Source organism: Mariniradius sediminis (assembly GCF_021491425.1).
Classification (GTDB): Bacteria; Bacteroidota; Bacteroidia; order Cytophagales; family Cyclobacteriaceae; genus Mariniradius; species Mariniradius saccharolyticus.
This window is the reverse complement of sequence record NZ_JAKEVZ010000001.1, coordinates 507,794-527,050: the sequence shown is the minus strand read 5'-3', so window position 1 is coordinate 527,050 and position 19,257 is coordinate 507,794. Positions and strand designations below refer to the sequence as shown.

Annotated in this window: 20 protein-coding genes; 10 read left to right on the top strand and 10 right to left on the bottom strand. The window is 46.7% G+C overall.

From position 1 onward, the window contains the following. Positions 1-10 precede the first annotated feature (10 nt). From L0U89_RS02385 to L0U89_RS02355, 7 genes are all read left to right on the top strand, one after another. Entirely contained in the window at positions 11-589 is a 579-nt protein-coding gene (locus L0U89_RS02385; RefSeq protein WP_234860047.1) for an adenylate kinase, read from the top strand. Positions 590-662: 73 nt separating this feature from the next. Continuing rightward, on the top strand, positions 663-1,658 hold the full coding sequence (gene obgE / locus L0U89_RS02380) for a GTPase ObgE (protein WP_234860046.1): 996 nt from the start codon (positions 663-665) through the stop codon (positions 1,656-1,658). Positions 1,659-1,854: 196 nt separating this feature from the next. Continuing rightward, positions 1,855-2,424 (top strand): nucleotide exchange factor GrpE, encoded by a 570-nt coding sequence (locus L0U89_RS02375; protein WP_234860045.1) that lies wholly within the window; start codon positions 1,855-1,857, stop codon positions 2,422-2,424. A gap of 6 nt (positions 2,425-2,430) precedes the next feature. Continuing rightward, positions 2,431-3,537 carry a molecular chaperone DnaJ gene (gene dnaJ / locus L0U89_RS02370; protein WP_008631310.1) on the top strand — a complete coding sequence of 369 codons (1,107 nt, stop codon included), beginning with the start codon at positions 2,431-2,433 and terminating at the stop codon, positions 3,535-3,537. Positions 3,538-3,615: 78 nt separating this feature from the next. Further along, complete coding sequence (locus L0U89_RS02365; RefSeq protein ID WP_234860044.1) at positions 3,616-4,503, top strand: hypothetical protein; 888 nt, start codon at positions 3,616-3,618, stop codon at positions 4,501-4,503. Between the two features lie 40 nt (positions 4,504-4,543). Then, positions 4,544-5,443 carry an ABC transporter ATP-binding protein gene (locus tag L0U89_RS02360; protein WP_234860043.1) on the top strand — a complete coding sequence of 300 codons (900 nt, stop codon included), beginning with the start codon at positions 4,544-4,546 and terminating at the stop codon, positions 5,441-5,443. Continuing rightward, positions 5,436-6,746 carry an ABC transporter permease gene (locus L0U89_RS02355; RefSeq protein ID WP_234860042.1) on the top strand — a complete coding sequence of 437 codons (1,311 nt, stop codon included), beginning with the start codon at positions 5,436-5,438 and terminating at the stop codon, positions 6,744-6,746. The genes L0U89_RS02360 and L0U89_RS02355 overlap by 8 nt, the downstream gene beginning before the upstream one ends. A gap of 22 nt (positions 6,747-6,768) precedes the next feature. On the opposite strand, the gene L0U89_RS02350 is transcribed toward L0U89_RS02355, so the two are convergent. The 3 genes from L0U89_RS02350 to L0U89_RS02340 form a co-directional block, all read right to left on the bottom strand. After that, positions 6,769-7,209 (bottom strand): UPF0158 family protein, encoded by a 441-nt coding sequence (locus L0U89_RS02350; protein WP_008631299.1) that lies wholly within the window; start codon positions 7,207-7,209, stop codon positions 6,769-6,771. A gap of 73 nt (positions 7,210-7,282) precedes the next feature. Then, positions 7,283-7,930 (bottom strand): alpha/beta hydrolase, encoded by a 648-nt coding sequence (locus L0U89_RS02345; protein WP_234860041.1) that lies wholly within the window; start codon positions 7,928-7,930, stop codon positions 7,283-7,285. 6 nt (positions 7,931-7,936) lie between these two features. Continuing rightward, a complete protein-coding gene (locus L0U89_RS02340; protein WP_234860040.1) occupies positions 7,937-8,413 on the bottom strand; it encodes a cytidine deaminase in 477 nt (158 codons plus the stop codon). A 136-nt stretch (positions 8,414-8,549) separates the two neighbouring features. On the opposite strand from L0U89_RS02340, the gene L0U89_RS02335 reads away from it, so the two are divergent. After that, the gene (locus L0U89_RS02335) at positions 8,550-9,884 is read left to right on the top strand and encodes a saccharopine dehydrogenase C-terminal domain-containing protein (RefSeq protein ID WP_234860039.1); all 1,335 of its coding nucleotides are present in this window, start codon (positions 8,550-8,552) and stop codon (positions 9,882-9,884) included. Between the two features lie 63 nt (positions 9,885-9,947). Further along, positions 9,948-10,556, top strand: a complete 609-nt coding sequence (locus tag L0U89_RS02330; RefSeq protein ID WP_234860038.1) for a Uma2 family endonuclease — start codon at positions 9,948-9,950, stop codon at positions 10,554-10,556. A gap of 16 nt (positions 10,557-10,572) precedes the next feature. Here the strand turns inward: L0U89_RS02330 and L0U89_RS02325 are convergent, their stop codons facing one another. Together L0U89_RS02325 and L0U89_RS02320 are read right to left on the bottom strand one after the other, a co-directional pair. Then, on the bottom strand, positions 10,573-11,382 hold the full coding sequence (locus tag L0U89_RS02325; protein WP_234860037.1) for a purine-nucleoside phosphorylase: 810 nt from the start codon (positions 11,380-11,382) through the stop codon (positions 10,573-10,575). 55 nt (positions 11,383-11,437) lie between these two features. Further along, on the bottom strand, positions 11,438-12,274 hold the full coding sequence (locus L0U89_RS02320) for a purine-nucleoside phosphorylase (RefSeq protein ID WP_234860036.1): 837 nt from the start codon (positions 12,272-12,274) through the stop codon (positions 11,438-11,440). A 128-nt stretch (positions 12,275-12,402) separates the two neighbouring features. On the opposite strand from L0U89_RS02320, the gene L0U89_RS02315 reads away from it, so the two are divergent. Beyond that, the gene (locus L0U89_RS02315; RefSeq protein WP_234860035.1) at positions 12,403-12,927 is read left to right on the top strand and encodes an NADPH-dependent FMN reductase; all 525 of its coding nucleotides are present in this window, start codon (positions 12,403-12,405) and stop codon (positions 12,925-12,927) included. 3 nt (positions 12,928-12,930) lie between these two features. On the opposite strand, the gene ftsZ is transcribed toward L0U89_RS02315, so the two are convergent. From ftsZ to murG, 5 genes are all read right to left on the bottom strand, one after another. Then, the gene (ftsZ, locus tag L0U89_RS02310; protein ID WP_234860034.1) at positions 12,931-14,565 is read right to left on the bottom strand and encodes a cell division protein FtsZ; all 1,635 of its coding nucleotides are present in this window, start codon (positions 14,563-14,565) and stop codon (positions 12,931-12,933) included. Positions 14,566-14,673: 108 nt separating this feature from the next. Next, a complete protein-coding gene (gene ftsA / locus L0U89_RS02305; RefSeq protein WP_234860033.1) occupies positions 14,674-15,987 on the bottom strand; it encodes a cell division protein FtsA in 1,314 nt (437 codons plus the stop codon). A gap of 11 nt (positions 15,988-15,998) precedes the next feature. Then, positions 15,999-16,754 (bottom strand): cell division protein FtsQ/DivIB, encoded by a 756-nt coding sequence (locus L0U89_RS02300; RefSeq protein ID WP_234860032.1) that lies wholly within the window; start codon positions 16,752-16,754, stop codon positions 15,999-16,001. Further along, positions 16,744-18,141 carry a UDP-N-acetylmuramate--L-alanine ligase gene (gene murC / locus L0U89_RS02295; RefSeq protein WP_234860031.1) on the bottom strand — a complete coding sequence of 466 codons (1,398 nt, stop codon included), beginning with the start codon at positions 18,139-18,141 and terminating at the stop codon, positions 16,744-16,746. The genes L0U89_RS02300 and murC overlap by 11 nt, the downstream gene beginning before the upstream one ends. Further along, positions 18,138-19,250 (bottom strand): undecaprenyldiphospho-muramoylpentapeptide beta-N-acetylglucosaminyltransferase, encoded by a 1,113-nt coding sequence (gene murG, locus L0U89_RS02290; RefSeq protein WP_369413232.1) that lies wholly within the window; start codon positions 19,248-19,250, stop codon positions 18,138-18,140. The genes murC and murG overlap by 4 nt, the downstream gene beginning before the upstream one ends. Positions 19,251-19,257: the final 7 nt, after the last annotated feature.

The window sequence follows — 19,257 nt, the reverse complement described above, 5'->3', positions numbered from 1 at the left end:
AAAATTAGTCATGCTGAATATCGTCTTATTCGGTCCTCCCGGCGCGGGAAAAGGCACCCAAAGTGAAAAAATCATCGAGAAATATCACCTGACGCACCTTTCCACAGGTGATCTTTTCAGAAAGCACCTAGGCGAAGGCACCGATTTGGGCAAACTTGCAAGAAAATATATGGACGAGGGCAGGTTGGTCCCTGATGAAGTCGTCATCGGAATGGTAGAGGATAAGATCAATTCCACAGCCGATACGAACGGGTTTATTTTTGACGGATTTCCGAGGACAGTAGCCCAGGCTGAAGCTTTGGACGCCATGATGACTAAAAACAATCTGCGTATTTCTGGAATGATTGCTTTGGATGTTGCGGAAGAAATCCTAAAGGAAAGAATTCGGGAACGAGGAAAGACCTCAGGGCGTGCTGACGACCAGGATGAAGCAAAAATAGCGACGCGAATCAAGGTCTATCTTGACGAGACATTACCTGTAGCAGCTTATTACGAAAAGCAAGGAAAATTCACCAAAATCAATGGCGTTGGCAGTATCGAAGGCATATTCGACAACATCTCCAAAGTCATGGACGGGTATTCGTCCTAATTTTCCTTAACTTTGCCAAATCATTGACGGCTAAGCTTATGCGCTTAGCCGTTTTCATTCAAATAGATCAAAAGTGGCTGAATCGAATTTTATTGATTATGTGAAATTCTGCTCTCGTTCTGGGGCAGGAGGCGCTGGTTCCGTCCATTTCCGAAGGGAAAAACATGTACCAAAAGGTGGGCCTGACGGAGGCGACGGAGGCAAAGGGGGAGACATTATCTTGAGAGGCAGCGCACAATTGTGGACATTGCTTCACCTAAAATACAAAAAGCATGTAATCGCAGAGGACGGAAAGGGAGGTGAAGGGGGAAGGCGAAAAGGAAGGGACGGCAAAGATGTAATTCTCGAAGTCCCCTTGGGCACTGTTGCCAAGGATGCCGAGACATTCGAAACCAGATTTGAGATTACAGAAGATGGGCAGGAAGTCATTCTCACACCCGGAGGCCGCGGTGGACTCGGCAACGACCATTTCAAAACTGCCACCAACCAAGCACCCCATTTCGCCCAGCCTGGAGAACCCGGCATCGAAGAATGGATTATCCTGGAGTTGAAGTTGCTCGCTGATGTCGGGTTGGTTGGGTTTCCAAATGCGGGAAAATCAACCTTGCTATCCAGTATTTCCGCGGCGCGTCCCGAAATCGGTGATTATCCATTCACTACCCTAGTCCCAAATCTGGGCGTCATATCCTACCGTGACGACAAGTCATTTGTTATGGCAGACATCCCGGGAATCATTGAAGGGGCTGCTGAAGGAAAAGGTCTAGGCCTGCGGTTTTTGCGCCACATCGAACGAAACTCGATACTGCTTTTCATGATCCCTTCCGACGCAGATGATATCAAAAAGCAGTACCGGATTCTACTTGGCGAGTTGGAAAAGTTCAATCCGGAACTTTTGGATAAAAAACGACTGCTGGCTATCACCAAGGCAGATATGCTCGATCAAGAATTGATGGACCAATTGAAAAAAGAATTGCCAAAAGATATTCCTTCTGTGATGATTTCCTCTGTTACAGGATTCAATCTGGAAAAATTAAAGGATATGCTTTGGCAGGCTATCACAAATCACTAGGTGCCAGAATGTCAGTATAGGCCAAATGGCAAACAAATTGATAGCTTGATTGGCTGGATAAAATGGCAAAATGTAACCAAAGAGGCTCCAAAAAACGCCAACGAACCAATTGCCAATTAAAGTTTGGTTCCGACTGGTTCATTCAAATACCGCAGTATCAATCACCTAAAGTGTAAATCAAAAAAATAGTTTCACAATGGAGGATAAAGAGGTCATCAAAGAAGAAAGTATCGCTTCGGAAAACATTGAAAACCAAGCAGAAGGCAACATCCAGGAAGAAGGAAATCATGAAGCATCTTCAAAGACAACGGAATCTTCGGAGCAAAAACTGCAGCAAGAAATCAACGACTTAAAAGACAAATATTTAAGGCTCTATTCTGAATTTGAAAATTTCAGACGTAGGACTGCCAAGGAGCGGATCGACCTTATAAAAACCGCATCCGAGGAAGTAATTAAGGAAATCATTCCCGTGGTGGATGATTTTGAGCGCGCTTTCAAAGCAAGTGAAAACGAATCCGACGGAGCAAAGGTCCGGGAAGGAAACCATTTGGTGTTCCACAAGCTAGTAAGGGTGCTGGAGTACAAAGGTTTGAAGGCAATGGACGGATTGGTCGGCAAAGCTTTTGACCCAGAAACTCAGGAAGCCATCACGCAGATCCCTGCCCCTTCTGAAGATATGAAGGGCAAAGTCATCGATGTGGTAGAAAAGGGGTATACCCTGGGCGACAGAGTAATCAGGTATGCCAAAGTTGTGACAGGAGCATAATCAGATATGGCAAAAAGAGATTATTACGAAATACTTGGCGTGACGAAAAGCGCCACACCGGAGGAGATCAAAAAAGCCTACCGGAAACTAGCCATTCAGTACCATCCGGACAAAAACCCGGACAACCCCGAGGCTGAAGAAAAATTCAAAGAAGCGGCAGAAGCATACGAAGTGCTCAGCAATCCCGAAAAACGTCAGCGATACGACCAATTTGGCCACCAAGGTCTTGGAGGAAATGGTGGATTTGGCGGCGGCGGCATGAACATGGAAGATATCTTCTCCCAGTTTGGCGACATATTCGGCGGCGGTGGTTTTGAATCCTTCTTTGGCGGTGGCCGAGGTGGCAGAAGAACCAAAAAAGGCACCAATCTCAGGGTGAAGTTGAAACTGAACCTGAAAGAAATTGCAAATGGTGTTGAGAAGAAAATCAAAGTCAAACGTCAGGTATTGGCTGAGGGTGTCACCTTCAAAACCTGCTCTACCTGCCAAGGCTCAGGCCAAATCAAGAAAGTCGTCAACACGATGCTTGGTCAAATGGTGTCCGCCAGTACCTGCCATGTATGCGGTGGCAACGGACAAATCGTGGACAGAAAACCCGCTGAGGCCGATAGCAATGGATTGATTATCAGAGAGGAAGTGATTTCTATCAATATCCCTGCTGGAGTAGCCGACGGTATGCAGCTCAGCATGTCGGGAAAAGGCAACGAAACAGCCGGCGGAATTCCAGGCGATCTACTCATTTTGATCGAAGAGGTCGACGACGATGTGCTGCAACGGAATGGAAACGACGTCATATTTGAACTGTACATCAGTTTCATGGATGCCGCGCTCGGATCTCAAGTCGAGGTGCCAACTATCGACGGCAAAGTGAAAATCAAAATCGATCCCGGAACACAAAGTGGAAAAATGCTCCGCCTAAAAGGCAAAGGCATAAGGGATATCAACGGGTACAGCCGGGGAGACCAATTGATCCAAGTCAACGTTTGGACCCCAAAACAACTTTCGAGGGAAGAAAGACAAATCCTGGAAGGGCTCAAAAACAGCGAGAATTTCAAGCCTGACCCAGGGAAGTCTGAAAAAAGCTTCTTCGACAAGATGAAAGAATTCTTTTAAGATTTGGAGCCGGATGAAAATCCGGCTTTTTTTATACCTTTAATAACCTTTTAGCTTGATTGCCGTACCCTAACCCGTATGCTTAAAAGAATTTGCCTGTTAATTGGCTTGGTTTCTGGAGTTTTGTCCCATTCCACTGCCCAAATTATTAAGGACTTCAAAGTGGACGAAAAGAATGGGTTCAATCTCGTTAGGTTGGACTTCAACGTTTATAAAGGGATCACCGATGTCCAGAGAAGGATGATGGATCAGCCGGTACACATACACTCCGAACTTTCCAAGGTGAATATACTCCCTTCATTTTCCTGGGAAATCAAGGACAATATTTTGGACACCCACATCACCCATAGGAATGTGGAATCCGAAAACCTGGGGAAAAGCCTTTCCCACAAACTATTTTCGTCTTCAAACGACGACTTTGACCACCGATGGCAGGTCAACCTCAACTCGCATTTTCTCTACAACCTCAATTTCTATTTCGGTATAGGTGCCGCTACCTTTGACTTATCACATTTGCCCGTCTCAAATTGTATCATAAAATCAACGAGTGCCGATATCAATTTGGACTACTTGAAAAATTTTCCCAATTCCGTCCGGATGGATACCATGAAAGTCAGTATCAACATGGGAAACGTAAACGCGGCCAACCTGAACCTGACCAATGCGAAGGAAATGATCTTCGAATCGAATTATGGGACAATCAATTTATCATTTTCCGGAAAAATGAGCGAAGGCTGCAATGTCCAGGCAACCGTCGGTGCCGGTAAGGTTGAAGTCCTCCTCCCCGACGAATCCCAACCCTACATCGTCAAGATCAAATCGACTGCAATGTGCAGGACATATGTCCCAAAAAACCTTAAGGAAATTGGGGAAAAAACCTATGTCAGCAGGTCCTATCAACAAAACAGCAAGAATCTGATGACATTCAACATCGACGTGTCTGTCGGCTCGGTCACCCTGAAATAATTTGTTGCCTTTTCCCTATTTTTAGCAAAACTTCCTACACTTGTCCATTTTAAGTATCCAAAACCTTTCGAAAAGATACGGGAACACCAAAGCGCTTAGCAACATTTCCCTAGAAATCCCCCGCGGAAGCATCTTTGGGCTTTTAGGTCCCAATGGAGCCGGAAAGACCACTTTGATACGCATCATCAATCAAATTATTGAAGCTGATTCCGGACTGATCCTGTTCAACGACACGCTGCTAAATCCGCACCATATCGCAAAAATCGGCTATTTGCCGGAGGAGCGCGGCCTCTACAAGAAAATGAAAGTCGGCGACCAGTTACGGTATTTTGCAAAACTCAAGGGAATGCCAGGCCCCATCGCCAACGAAAAGGTCCAATTTTGGCTGAAAAAACTTGATATACTGTCCTGGCAAGAAAAAAGAATCGATGACCTTTCGAAAGGGATGGCCCAAAAAGTCCAATTCATCACCACGGTGATCCATGAGCCTGAACTGCTGATATTGGACGAGCCGTTCTCAGGGTTTGACCCGGTGAATGCGGAAATTATTCGAAACGAAATATTGGAATTGAAGGAAAATGGAACCACACTGGTGATTTCCACCCACCGCATGGAGTCGGTTGAGCAGCTTTGTGATCAGATTGCAATGATTTACAGGTCTGAAAAAATCCTCGACGGCAAACTTCGCGATATCAAGCAGGCGTTTCGCCCCAATGAGTTTCAGGTACAGTTGAAGACAGATGCTTTAGATGCGTTGCAATATCATCCACTGAGATTTGAAGATGGGGTAGCGGAATTCAATGTTTCCCTCGAAGGAGAAACCACAAATGAGGTGCTATCACGCTTGATGGCTCTGGGACAGGTAGTGGGATTCAAAGAGATATTGCCGAGCATGGAAGAGATTTTTATCCAACAAGTAAAAAAACACACCCATGAATAAGGTTTGGCTGGTTATCCAAAGGGAATATTTGTCAAGGGTCCAAAAGAAATCTTTTTTGTTGGCCACCTTGCTCACTCCTTTGATTTTCCCGGCCATCATGGGTGTATTTCTATGGCTAGCGACAAGTGATACTGACACCGACTCCCTAAGAATCATCGAGGTGGTTGACGAAAACAATATGTTTTTCTTGGAAAGCTCTGACCAGTATGCATTTTCCTTCTCCAGGGTCGATCCTGAAGAAGGCAAACGAATGGTCATCGATGGAGAAAGGTTTGGATTTTTGTTTATCCCAAAAATCGAACTCAGCCAGCCCACAGGGATTACCTATTTTGGGGAAAAGAATGCCAACATGGGCTTGATCACGTTGATGGAGTCAGCCCTAAAAAAACGAATCGAGGAGCAACGCCTTTTTCAATCGGGAATATCGCCTGAAGTCATCAATGCTTACCGTACCGATGTTTCCATCAGATCGATAACCCTCGATGAAAGCGGAGAAGAAAAAATCACGGATGCCACAGTCAACTACACTATTGGTTTTTTGGCAGGGATACTGATTTATGTTTTCATTTTCCTCTATGGCAACCAAATCATGCAAGGTGTAATCGAGGAAAAATCCAGCCGAATCATTGAAATCCTTGTCTCGTCTATACGTCCATTCCAACTAATGCTGGGGAAGATCATCGGTATCGGCGCGGTAGGTTTGACCCAATTCCTCATCTGGGTGGTGTTGATCGGAACGATCTCGAGCGTCGTGGTCGGCTATTTCGGGATGCAAATGCCCCAACAACAGGCTTTTGAAATGGCTAATGCCGATATGGGAGATATGGTGGTGGAACAAAGCGGCGTGCAGGACTTACTGCAGGTGATCAGTGGAATCGACTTTGTCCAATTGGTTGTTACGTTCACCTTCTATTTCTTGGGAGGATACCTTTTTTATGGAGCATTTTTTGCCGCGGTAGGCGCGGCAGTGGACGCACCATCCGAAGCCCAACAGTTCATGTTCCCGGTAACAATCCCATTGCTCATTGGATACATGGGACTTTTTGTTTTTGTTCTCAATGACCCAAATAGTCAAATATCCTTTTGGCTTTCGATCATCCCATTTACCTCACCTATAGGGATGATGGGCAGAATCAGCTATGGGGTTCCTTTTTGGGAACTGCTGCTGTCAATGGGATTACTTGTCGGTGGCTTCTTTGCCAGCACATGGCTCGCGGCAAAGATCTACCGCATTGGCATCCTAGTGCATGGCACAAAAGTCAGCTACAAGACACTGTGGCGCTGGTTGAAATCAAGCCATTGATTTCCAGAATTGATTTGCGAGCCTACTCCTCCGAGTAATTGAAGCTATCGATCTGTTCCTTGACCCAGTCTTTGTATTTGTCCAATCTGAACTCAATCCAGCGGTCCCGATATTTACCGGAATTGTCCACCAAAAATTTGAACGCTGTGGCTGCTTTTGGTTTATTGAGCGCGTTGAAAAGCTCATCCTGAAAATTGCGCTCTTTTACGATCCTATCAGCAAAGTTTTCCATCACCTGATGCTCTTGGCTCAGCTCCATTTTGGTAAACTCAGCAAAATTATCTGGGTTGTCTTCGATTTCGTCCAAAATATCCTCTTCCTCTGGGGTGAGGTCATAGTTGAAATAGTCCTCGTCGTCAGGGATGTGGTAGATTTTTTTGTTATCCAACTGGTAAAAACAAATCATTCCTTTTAGCAGCAGCGCCGCTATTCTCTCCACTTCATTTTCTGATAGGGTAAGCATTATGCGATGAGATAATTTTTTGGAAAAATAATTAACTGGTCGATTATTTCAAATTATTGAATTAAGATAGGTCTTAGGATTGACGCGCAAAGAGCTGTTCCAAGGTCGACTTGTCCAACTCATGTCCTCCATCGAACTGGATTTTTTTCACCTTTACGGGAATTTGTTTGATCAGTTCATCTTGTTTTTGGAATGCCTCCGGGGTTAGCATCTCGTCTTTGTCTCCCCATACCAAAACAACCTCAGATTCCTGTACTTGGGTACCAAATGGCTCCAAAGCGAGGTCGTGTGCAAACCCACCACTCCACAAAATAAGCCTGTCTATCGGTACCTGTAGTTGGCTGACCCATCTAGAAGCTGTCGCAGCACCTTGGGAAAAACCCATTACGGTTATTTTAGGCCGCTCTTTGAATTTAAACATCAAAGTATCGAAAACTTCATTCAAAAACCGATGGTTGTTGGCAATGGCGACCTCACGCTCATAGCTCGTCATCCAGTTGGCACCAATCCTTCCCGTGTACCCCTTGAGATAAGAATAATTGGTTGCCTCCGGTACCACAATCAGCCGGTCGTCCTGAAACAAGGGCTGCAGTTTCGCCATGAAAAACTCTGACAGCTGACCGTATCCGTGCAGCGCAAAAACGATCTCCTTTTCGGTTCTCTTGACTACATGGGAAGTCCTGTAGAAAGCTGTGTGTTCGTATCTTACTGTGGATTTCATCGGATTTCAAAAACTATCAAAACTAAATGGCAACAGCTCCTTGATGCTTGATGCCCTTAATATAGATCCATTTTCATGTAGCATCAGAATTTCAATTGGCTTGCCAAACATTATTTCGTACTCATTGATCGTCTGCCTGCATGAGCCACAAGGCGTCACAAATGCATACGAAGCACCCTCTCGCTTCTTCGCTGCGATAGCCAATTTCAAAGGTCTGACATTCGGGAAATTCCCGACCACGAAACTCAAAAGGGACCTCTCCGCGCATACTCCGACTGGAAACGAAACGTTTTCCTGATTGTTTCCTTCAAAAATAGCACCGTTTTCAAGCAATACCGAAGCCCCAACCAAAAAATTAGAATAGGGAGCGTGTGCCCTTTCTGCAGCAGCTTTCGCCCGCGATATCAGTTCCTTTTCCATTTCGGACCAATCCTGTGGCTCAATTAGGTCCAAGGATACCTGTACATTGATTTTTTTCGCCATCGGGTGATTTCTAAAGATCACTTCAATTAACAAAAAAATACTTTCACTTGTTGTCCTCCCATAATTTTATGGCTTCCGATTTTTATCCTTCACCCTTTTTTTCCCAACTTGGAGGAAATTCCCAGTCTTTGGACCCATGCAAAACATCCTGATTCTAGGCGCCGGAAAATCCTCCATTTACTTGATCGAATATCTGCTTCATTCGGCGCAATCCAAGGACAGAATGGTCTCCGTCGCCGATATCCGACAAGAATTTGCGGCCGAAAAAATCAAAGGGCATCCACATGGCCTAGCGGTTTCCATCAATATCCATGACCAAGCAGAGCGAGTCCAGCTGATTTCCGGTGCCGACCTCGTGATATCCATGCTGCCGCCACCTTTCCATCCAATCGTCGCCCAAGATTGTCTTCAGTACGGGGTACATTTTATCACAGCATCCTATGAGTCCGATGATTTACGTAAACTCAAAAATTCCATAGATGAGAAAAATCTGTTCTTTCTGAATGAATGTGGCTTGGACCCTGGAATCGACCATATGTCTGCCATGAGAATCATCGAACGCGAACATCAGGCTGGACACCGCATCCTGTCCTTCAAGTCGTATTGTGGCGGACTCATGGCTCCCGAGAGCGAATCCAATCCCTGGAAATACAAATTCACTTGGAATCCGCGAAATGTAGTCTTGGCAGGCCAAGGTGTTGCGAAGTACATTGAATCGGAACAGGTGAAATACATCCCCTACCACCAACTTTTCAACCGGCTGGAGAAGGTTCACTTCGAGGATTTGGGGGAATTCGAAGGATACGCAAACCGCAATTCTTTGGCCTATCGAAAAATCTATGGCCTCGATTCGATTCCGACCCTTTTACGAGGCACCTTGAGGAGAACCGGTTATTGCTCGGCCTGGGACATCTTTGTGCAACTCGGCATGACGGACGATTCGTATCTTATGGAACTTCCAAAAATGGCCACAAAGAAGGATTACCTGTCCGCCTTTCTGCCAATCTTTGGAGGATATGGCCCCGAAGACCGAATTCGCACTATCATACCAAAAGCATCTTCAGATGACCTCTCCAAGCTTCGGTGGCTTGGACTGTTTTCAGATGAGCTGCTGCCCGTGATGGAAGGAAGCCCGGCTGCGGTCCTGCAGGGTATCTTGGAAGAAAAATGGCAACTGGAAAAGCGGGACAAGGATATGATAGTCATGCAGCATATTTTTGAAGTCGAGACGGAAAAGGGGATCAAGCGCATCACATCAAGCCTTTCATGTTTTGGCGAAAATGAAACCCACACCGCCATGGCCAAAACAGTCGGATTGCCGCTTGCAATTGCTGCCGACCTATTGCTGGATGGAAAAATCAAAATCCGCGGACTTTTCATCCCAGTAAAAAAAGAGATCTACGAACCGATTCTGCATTCATTGGAATCCGAGGGGATCATATTTCAGGAAAATGAAAAATTGGTGTCCTGACCAGATCCCGAAATCTCCGAATAGGTTCTTTTTCAAAGACTGATTTTTAAGTATTTTGGCATTATGGAAGAAGATGATGTCAAGAACCAAGTCAAGGAACCATTTACGGAATATGGAAGGTACAGCTATGCCGACTACCTTAGCTGGCAGTTCGGTGAAATGGTGGAATTGATAAAAGGCAAGGTCTTTCGGCAAGCGGCGGCGCCACGTGTAAGCCACCAAAGAATTGCTGGACATGTTTTCACCAAGCTGTATACTTTCCTCAACGGAAAAAAATGTGAGGCATTTATCTCCCCATTCGACGTGCGCCTTCCAATAAGATCGAAGAATAATGAGGATATCGACACTGTGGTCCAACCCGATATCTGCGTGATATGCGACCCAAGTAAATTGGATGAATTGGGATGTGTGGGAGCACCCGATCTTATCGTAGAAATCCTCTCTCCAGGAAACAACAAAAAAGAACTTCAAAACAAATACGAGGTGTACGAGGAAGCGGGAGTGAAGGAATACTGGATTATCCACCCAAGTGAATGCACACTCATCATCTATTCACTGGTCAGCGGCAAATATCAAGGTTCCCGTTTTTTCACTTTTGGCGACAAAGTGCTTTCGGCAGCGGTACCCGGATTTGAATTGGATCTGGATGAGGTATTTGCACACCTGCAATAAGCCCCAAAATGACGATTCAAAGCACCCGCTTGATCAGCCTAGCGAGTGTAGCCCCCGCCCTGTTCGCCACATCGACCACTTCTTCATGGGTAAACTCCTTTTTGACTTTGGGAATACTTTCATTGGTAATGACAGAAAATCCCAAAACCTTGATGCCCATGTGGTTGGCGGCAATGACTTCTGATACCGTACTCATGCCGACGGCGTCCCCACCAATCAAGCGGCAATAGTTGATTTCGGCTTTTGTTTCCAGTTTGGGTCCCGTGAGGCCAATGTAGGTTCCTTTCCGGAGATGTATATCTTGTGATTCAGCTTCTTGTAAAGCCTTTTGCACCCAATCCAAGCAAAATGGCTCGCTCATGTCCGGAAACCTCGGCCCAAATTCATCCAGGTTCCTGCCACGCAGCGGATTGGCAGGCATAAGGCTGATGATATCCTCGATCAGCATGATGTCTCCTGGCTCAAAGTCCGGATTTAGACCCCCTGCGGCGTTGGTGATGATGAGTCTTTCCAAGCCCAAGGCCCGCAAAACCCGCAAAGGGAACACAACTTCATCAAAATCATACCCTTCGTAATAATGAAACCGTCCATTGAGCACCCACACTGGCACTCGGTTTAATTCCCCGACAATCAATTCACCCCGGTGACCGACCACAGTAGAGACGGGAAAATGGGGAATGTCGGCATAACGAATCGACATGCTATCCTTAAGCGCACTTACAAGGCCCCCCAACCCCGAGCCCAAAATGATCCCGGTTCTTGGCGCCAGACTTATTCTATTTGACACAAACTTGGCCGCTTCTTTGATTTGAAAAATTGACTTCAAAACTGATTGTCTTTGGTTAATATCTGAACTTTTAATTTAATAAGATCTGGCCCCTTCAAAGTCCTTTGATCAATTCCATTATCAAATGGCTCATGCCGGGTTCGGCCTTAGCAGCTCCGGCAAGTACCTCCGCCAAGCTGATTTTCTTGACTTTGCCTGGTGAACATAAGTCTGTGATGGCAGAAACGGCAAAAACCGGCAAATTCATATGCCGAGCGACGATTACCTCCGGGACGGTACTCATCCCAACGGCATCTGCACCGATAGTTCTAAGGAATCTATATTCAGCCTTCGTCTCCAAGTTAGGGCCCTGAACTGCCACATAAACCCCGGGAATTGCCCGAATTCCGTTCTTCTCGGTAATCTCAAGTGCCTTTTTCACCAAAGCCAAATTATACGGCTCAGACATATCGGGAAACCGGACACCAAATTGGTCTAGATTCTTTCCTCTGAGGGGATTCTCCGGTAGCAGGTCGATGTGATCTTGGATAACCATCAAATCCCCGATTTCAAAATCGGGATGTAGCCCACCCGCAGCATTGGACACAAACAGATGGGAAATCCCAAGCTTTTTCAAAACCCTTACTGGAAAAGTAACCTGCTGCATTGAATACCCCTCATAATAATGAAACCTACCCTGCATTGCCACAACGGATTTACCTGAAAGCCTACCAAAAACTAGTTTCCCATGATGGCTTTCGACAGTCGAAAGTGGAAAATGTGGAATCATATCATAGGGGATTTCTAACATTACCTCCATATGATTGATCAATTGGCCCAAACCCGTTCCAAGAATTATCCCAACCTGTGGTTTTTCGGGATGTTTACTGCTAAGGTACTCCGAAGCAATCTCAATCTGATCGGTATAACTGATCTCCTCTTCTATTCTCATAAATCAAATATATCCAACCGACGTGAATCATCTCCGATAAAACCACGGCAATTTTAATTTCCAAAACAAAATGGAAACTTATTGACTTTTGCCAATGTAGTATCACCAAAAAAACGATCATCCCAGCTATGGTTAAAATAATCGTCGGCACCAACCGGAAAGACTCAGTCTCAAAAAATATCGCCTCGATATACCAAGAAATCCTCGAAAACCTGAACACCCCTTCGCAAATACTCCATTTGGAAGATCTTCCGCATGATTTTGTGTTTTCGGCCCTGTATGAAAACAACGGGAAAAATCCTGACTACAATACTTTTCACCAAAAAGTCAAAGAAGGGCAAAAGTTTGTATTTATCGTTCCAGAATACAACGGGTCGTTTCCGGGAATCCTCAAAGCTTTTATCGATGGGATGACGTATCCAAATTCTTTTCGGAATAAAAAATGTGCCTTGGTCGGCATTTCTTCTGGAATCGGCGGAGGTGGCATCGCATTGAGCCACCTCACCGATATTTTCCATTACCTGGGAATGCATGTACTTGCCCTCAAGCCCAAACTAGCGAAGATTGAGGAAAATATGTCAGATAACCTGCTCACCAACAGGCTGTACATGGACTTGCTCCATACCCAGGCGCAAATGTTGATTGACTTTTAAAGGTCAATCAACGTTGTCATGCAAAAACCTATTGTTTTTCAGAAACTCGTTCTCGTCAGTCAAGTTGTACCTAGAGGCACTTCTCTCTGAACTGTGCTGCACATCAGCCAGCTTCACATCTTTGCGGATATAGGCTGGTGTGTCAAACTTATCCTTGAACTCTTCTGGGCTTTGGTTATAAGAGCGCAAATTTTTTAATTTCTCAAACCGCTCATGCGCCCTTTGGATAGCCTTTTGCTTCAATTGCTCATAGTAATCCGTAGAATGCGGAGCTTGTGGCACTTCCTCTTTTACCTCAGCCTTTGGTGCGGCCGGTGTGATTTCCTGCTCGGTATCCAAAGTGAAAATCACTTTCTTATTTTCGGGCTGAACAGGAACAAACTCGAAAACGGGCTCAGCTTCCTTTTCCTTTTCAACTTCCGCTACAGGCAAGATAGGTTCAGTCTTTGGCTTGGGATCCTCTTGCTTCTGCTCATTGGCTACTGGAAAAAGCGGTTGGTTGAAAGTAAAAGTCAAAGTCTGTCCGGGTCTTGTGATTTCTTCTTCGACTTTAGAAGTCTTTCCTGACTCCAAGTCGATGACCTTAATCGGCTCTTCTCTTTCTTCGACCACGACGGGGGCAACGAACGACTTTTCTTCTTTCCTTGCTGGGCTTGCAGTAGTCAATTTGTCCATTTCAAATCCAGTCGCAATGACAGTGACACGTATCGCTTTACCCAACTCGGCATCAATGCCTTGCCCAAAGATTACTTCGGCATCATCTCCCGCACGCTCTTGGATGTATTCGGTAATTTCGCTGAGTTCGTCCATGGACAGCTCCTCGTCCTCGCCGGACATGATGGAAAGAAGGATCTTTTGCGCTCCTTTGATATCCACATTGTTGAGCAATGGAGAAGCAATCGCCTTTTCGGCTGCACGAATGGCACGTCCTTCGCCTTCTTCAGTTGCTGAGCCCATGACTGCGGCGCCTGCGTCTTTCATGACGGTCTTCACATCTTCAAAATCCACGTTGACGTCTTGGTGGATCGTGATAATTTCCGCGATCGATTTGGCCGCGGTTGTCAAAACGTTATCAGCTTTTGCGAATGCAGAGCGGATGGCAAGATTACCATAGATTTCCCTCAATTTGTCATTGAGAATAACCAACACGGTGTCGCAGTTTTCTCGCAGAGCTTCTATACCTTGCTGTGCGGCGATCATTTTTTTCCTTCCTTCAAATACAAAAGGCGCAGTGACGATACCTACCGTCAGGATGTCCATGTCCTTGGCGATTTTGGCAATCACTGGCGCAGCTCCGGTACCTGTACCGCCGCCCATGCCCGCGGTGATGAATACCATTTTGGTGTTGTCCGACAAAAGTTCTCGGATGTCTTCTTTGCTCTCCAAAGCGGCACTGCGACCTTTCTCAGGATTTGCTCCAGCTCCGAGACCTTCAGTCAAGTTGGCACCCAACTGTAATCTCAAAGGAACAGGGCTGCTTTTCAAGGCCTGGGCATCCGTGTTGACCACGACAAACTCCACGTCCTTGATACCTTGGTTGTACATGTGGTTCACGGCATTGGAACCACCTCCTCCTACTCCAATCACCTTGATGATGGACTTGTGATTTTTTGGAAGATCAAATTTGTAATCTTTCATGTTATCTGACATTTATGTTGAATTGGTGAATTTTTTTCTGCTTTCTTTTTGGCGTTTTGTAAAGGGAAGCAGAAAACAATATTTCCCGCCTCCCTAGTATGATAAGCCCTAGTAATTGTCTTGATGGATATCATTGGTGATGATATCCTTTAATTTTTTACCAATGTTTGAGAATATACTTGGCCCGAATTCTGACTTGGCTGGTTTTGGTTCTTGCTTTTGGGTTTTTGAAGTTTCGTATCTAGAGCGGTACATGTTTTCCCGCTCATCCAATGACTTGAATCCCGCCAACACCAAACCCACGGACGTGGCATACATGGGGCTTTTTACCTCTTCGAGTTTGCATTTACCCAAATGCTCGTTGGGATAGCCGATCCTCGTATCCAATCCGGTGAGGTATTCAAACAGTTGTGCTACACCCTGCAATTGGGAACCGCCGCCCGTAAGGACAATTCCGCCCGCCAGTTTTTTATAATGGCCACTCGCGACGAGTTCGTTTTGGACGTACTCGATGATTTCCTCCATGCGGGCTTGGATAATTGCCGCCAGGTTTTTGATGGAAATTTCCTTTGGCTGACGGTTGCGCAAGCCTGGGATCGATACGATCTCGTTTGGATTGGCTTCCTCGGAAATGGCCTTTCCAAATTTGGTTTTGAGTAACTCAGCCTGATGGTGCAGCACCATACATCCTTCCTTGATATCTGAAGTAATGATGTTTCCGCCCAAAGGAATCACCGCCGTGTGGCGAATGATATTGTCATAGAAGATCGCGATGTCGGTCGTCCCGCCACCGATGTCAACCAAACATACGCCGGCTTCCTTATCCTGCCCGCTGAGGACAGAAAGCGAGCTCGCCAAAGGCTCCAGGATCAGATCTTGGCTTTGGAGATTCGCGCGTTTAACGCAGCGGTTGATGTTGTTGATGGCAGTAGTCTGGGCAGTGATGATATGGAAATCAGCTTCCAACCTGGAACCTGACATGCCCACGGGATCTTTGATTCCATCTTCATAGTCGACGGTATAGTCCTGCGGCATCACATGGATGATCGTATTGCCGGGAGGGACCACGATGTTTTCCATGTCATTGGACAGACGGCGTACGTCTTCGATGGTGATCTCATCCTGATTGGGGTGGCGGATGATGACACCGTGATGCACGGTGCTGCGGATATGCTGACCTGCAATCCCGACGATCACATTGCCGATATCCACGTCTGCCATTTCGGAGGCATCCTTTACCGCCTTTTGGATCGCATTGACCGTCTTGTCGATATTGGTGACAATCCCCCGGATGACGCCGTCGGAGACAGCCTTGCCCATTCCCAAGACCTCGAGTTTGCCATACTCGTTTTTGCGGCCTACGATTGCACAGATTTTGGTCGTCCCAATATCCAAGCCTACAATCAAGTTGTTGTTTTCCATAGCGTTTTCAATTATTCGCAAACTATCTGCCCTTTATATTTTACATTGACCCTGCTGTAGGCATTCCATCCTTTGGCGGGAAGGATCTGCTCATAAAACAGGTTGATCTTCTTGAATTTTTCCTCCAAATCGGTCGCGTCACCGATCTCGATGACTTGCCTTCCAACTTGCTGGTATAACCTGATATCGTTTTTTCTGGGAATGTCCAAACCCGTAATCTGCGCGCTCCAGAATTCATCCTCATGGATAAACCGAATCAGCTCAAGCAAATCGGGATGGCTCTCCGAGATATTGTCTTTCCTCAACAAAGCCTCCGCGAAGGCCCCTTCTACCGTCATCACCCGCGAAGTGTAAGTGGGCGAGGTCGGCAGAATCACTCCCTCTGTGGAGATATATCCGTCCGCTGCGGTTGGCCTCACGATCCGGGCCATCGGTTCGTGTTGGGTGATTTCGACCCTCACGTTTCCCTTCAAATCGGCAAAGACCTCGGCATTTTTGACAAAACCCTGCTTCTCCACCATTTTCTCGATCTGGTGTAGGTTCACCTCCTGCATCGAAAGTCCCGCCGATAGCATCGGAAACTCAGCCATGATCGACTTCAAAACCTGCTTTTCGTCCACAAAATACACGTCCTCTATACCCTTCACCCTGACGTCGATGGTTTGGAATCTCCGTTGGGAATCCTTTTTCTCCACAAAGCCAATGAAGCCGATCAGCACCAAGCTGAGCGCCGTGAAAACCAATGATTTTTTGATCCTAATTTTCATGTTCCTTCATCCATTTTGCGATGGGACCTACCAACCTGTCGATATCCCCGGCCCCGATGGTCACCAACACCTCTGGTCGGTTTTCACTGAGGTACCTGAGCAGGTTTTCCTTTGTCTGCAAAGACTTCCTTGGGGAAGTAATGGCAGGCAGCAACATCGATGCATTCACTCCCGCGATCGGGAGTTCCCTCGCTGGATATATCTCCAGCAACACGACCTCGTCTGCTATCGAAAGGCTTTCTGAAAAGCCCTCGGCAAAGTCCCTGGTCCGCGTAAACAAATGCGGCTGAAATACCGCAGTCAATTTCTTGCTTGGGTACATGGCCTTCACCGAGCCCAAAAAAGCCCGAATCTCCTCCGGATGATGGGCGTAATCATCGATAAACACCCTGTCATCCTCCTGTACCCATATTTCAAATCTTCTTTTGACGCCACGGAAACTGGCGAGCCCCTCCCGTACTTTCTCCTCCGAAATCCCCCAATCCAAGGCAATCGATACCGCCGCCAAGGCATTTTCCACATTGTGGAATCCCGGCATAAACAGTTTCAAACCCTCTATATTTTTCCCTTTGCCGACATAATCAAAACTGAATGAAGCCGGACCCGGCTGAATGTTCCTAGCTTGGATTTCGCCGGATTGGATTCCGTATTGCTGGATTTGGAACCTTTCCCCCCGACCCAATCCAAGTTTTTCAAAAGCCTTGGAATGGATATAAAGATTTCCCCCTTGTGGCAGCAGATTCACAAACTTTCTGAAGCCGTCCAACAGGTGCTCCGGATCGCCATATATGTCCAAATGGTCCGGGTCTGCACTCGTGACGACCGCGGTGTTTGGATGTAGGTGCAGGAATGACCTGTCAAACTCATCCGCTTCCACTACCACAGTGGGCTGACCTCCTGCTTCATCATGGAGGATGAGGTTGCTGTTGTAGTTTTGGGTCAAACCGCCGAGAAATGCAGCGATATTTTTTCCCCCTGACTTCAGCAAATGCGCCACCATGGATGACGTCGTCGTCTTGCCATGTGTACCTGCCACGGCGATGCTCGGCAGGTCGGCAGTGATCAGCCCCAAAACCGCTGCACGTTTTTTGATATCGTAACCTTGCGACTGGAAGAAGTTCAGTTGGGTGGAATCCTTTGGCATCGCAGGAGTCCATACGATCAAGACATGGTTCTTATCCTCCAGTACCCTCGCCGGCACCGTCTCCATCTTGTCCTCGAAACTGATCTGCATGCCCTCTGCCTCCAAGGCCTCTGTCAATGGCGACGGTGTCTTGTCGTAGCCGGAGACCTTGATCCCGACATGATTGAACCAACGGGCCAAAGCACTCATGCCGATACCACCGATACCGAGAAAATGGACGCTATGGAGATTGCCGATATTCATGAGAGGATACTTTCCAATGCACTGACTATTTCTGTGGCCGCATTTGGTTTGGCCAGTTTTTTCAAGTTTTTGCCCATTTCTTGGGCCTTTTCAGCTTGGGAGAAAAGCCCATCGACAGCTGCCTTCAGATTTCCTACTGCTTCTGCGTCTTTCAAAAGAACCGCAGCACCTGCCTGCACATAAGCCATGGCATTCTTGGTCTGATGGTCTTCGGCCACATTGGGCGAGGGGATGAAAATCGTCGGCTTGCCGACAAGGCTGATCTCAGAGACCGAGAGTGCGCCTGCCCTCGAAACGACCGCATCCGCGGCGGCATAGGCCAAATCCATCTCCTTGATGAATTCCCGTACATGGATATGTGCAAGTCCTGAGGCTTGCACTTTCGCAGACATTTCCTGAAAATAAAATTTACCCGACTGCCAAAGCACCTGATAGCCGCTCTTTTCGAATGTCTCCATCTCGGCCACCACTGCTTGATTGATCGTGCGCGCTCCAAGACTTCCGCCCAAAACCAAGATGGTCTTTCTGTCTTGCTTCAGCCCAAAATGGCCCAATGCCTTTTCCCTCTTTCCCGACAAATCCAAAATGTCCTTCCTTACTGGATTGCCGGTGTAGATGATCTTGGTGGCAGGGAAAAACTTCTCCATGCCCGGATAGGCTACACAGATTTTCCTGGCCTTTTTTGCCAATATCTTGTTGGTCAAGCCGGCATAGGAATTTTGTTCTTGAATCAGCGTCGGGATATTATTGGACTGTGCCATGTACAAAACCGGACCACTCGCATATCCACCGACTCCCACCACCGCATCTGGCTTGAACTCCCGGATCAGCTGCTTTGCTCTTCTCAGGCTTCCCAACAGCTTGAATGGAAAACTCAGGTTGGAAAGGCTGAGGCTTCGCTGCAAGCCGGCGACCTTGAGGCCCTCGATCTTGTAGCCTGCCTCCGGTACTTTCTGCATTTCCATTTTTCCCTCAGCACCGACAAAAAGAATCTCCGAGCTCGGAAATTTTTCCTTCCAAGCATTGGCGATGGCAATGGCAGGATAGATATGCCCGCCGGTACCTCCACCGCTGATCATGATTCGATATGTCTGTGTTGCCTTGGACACTGTATCT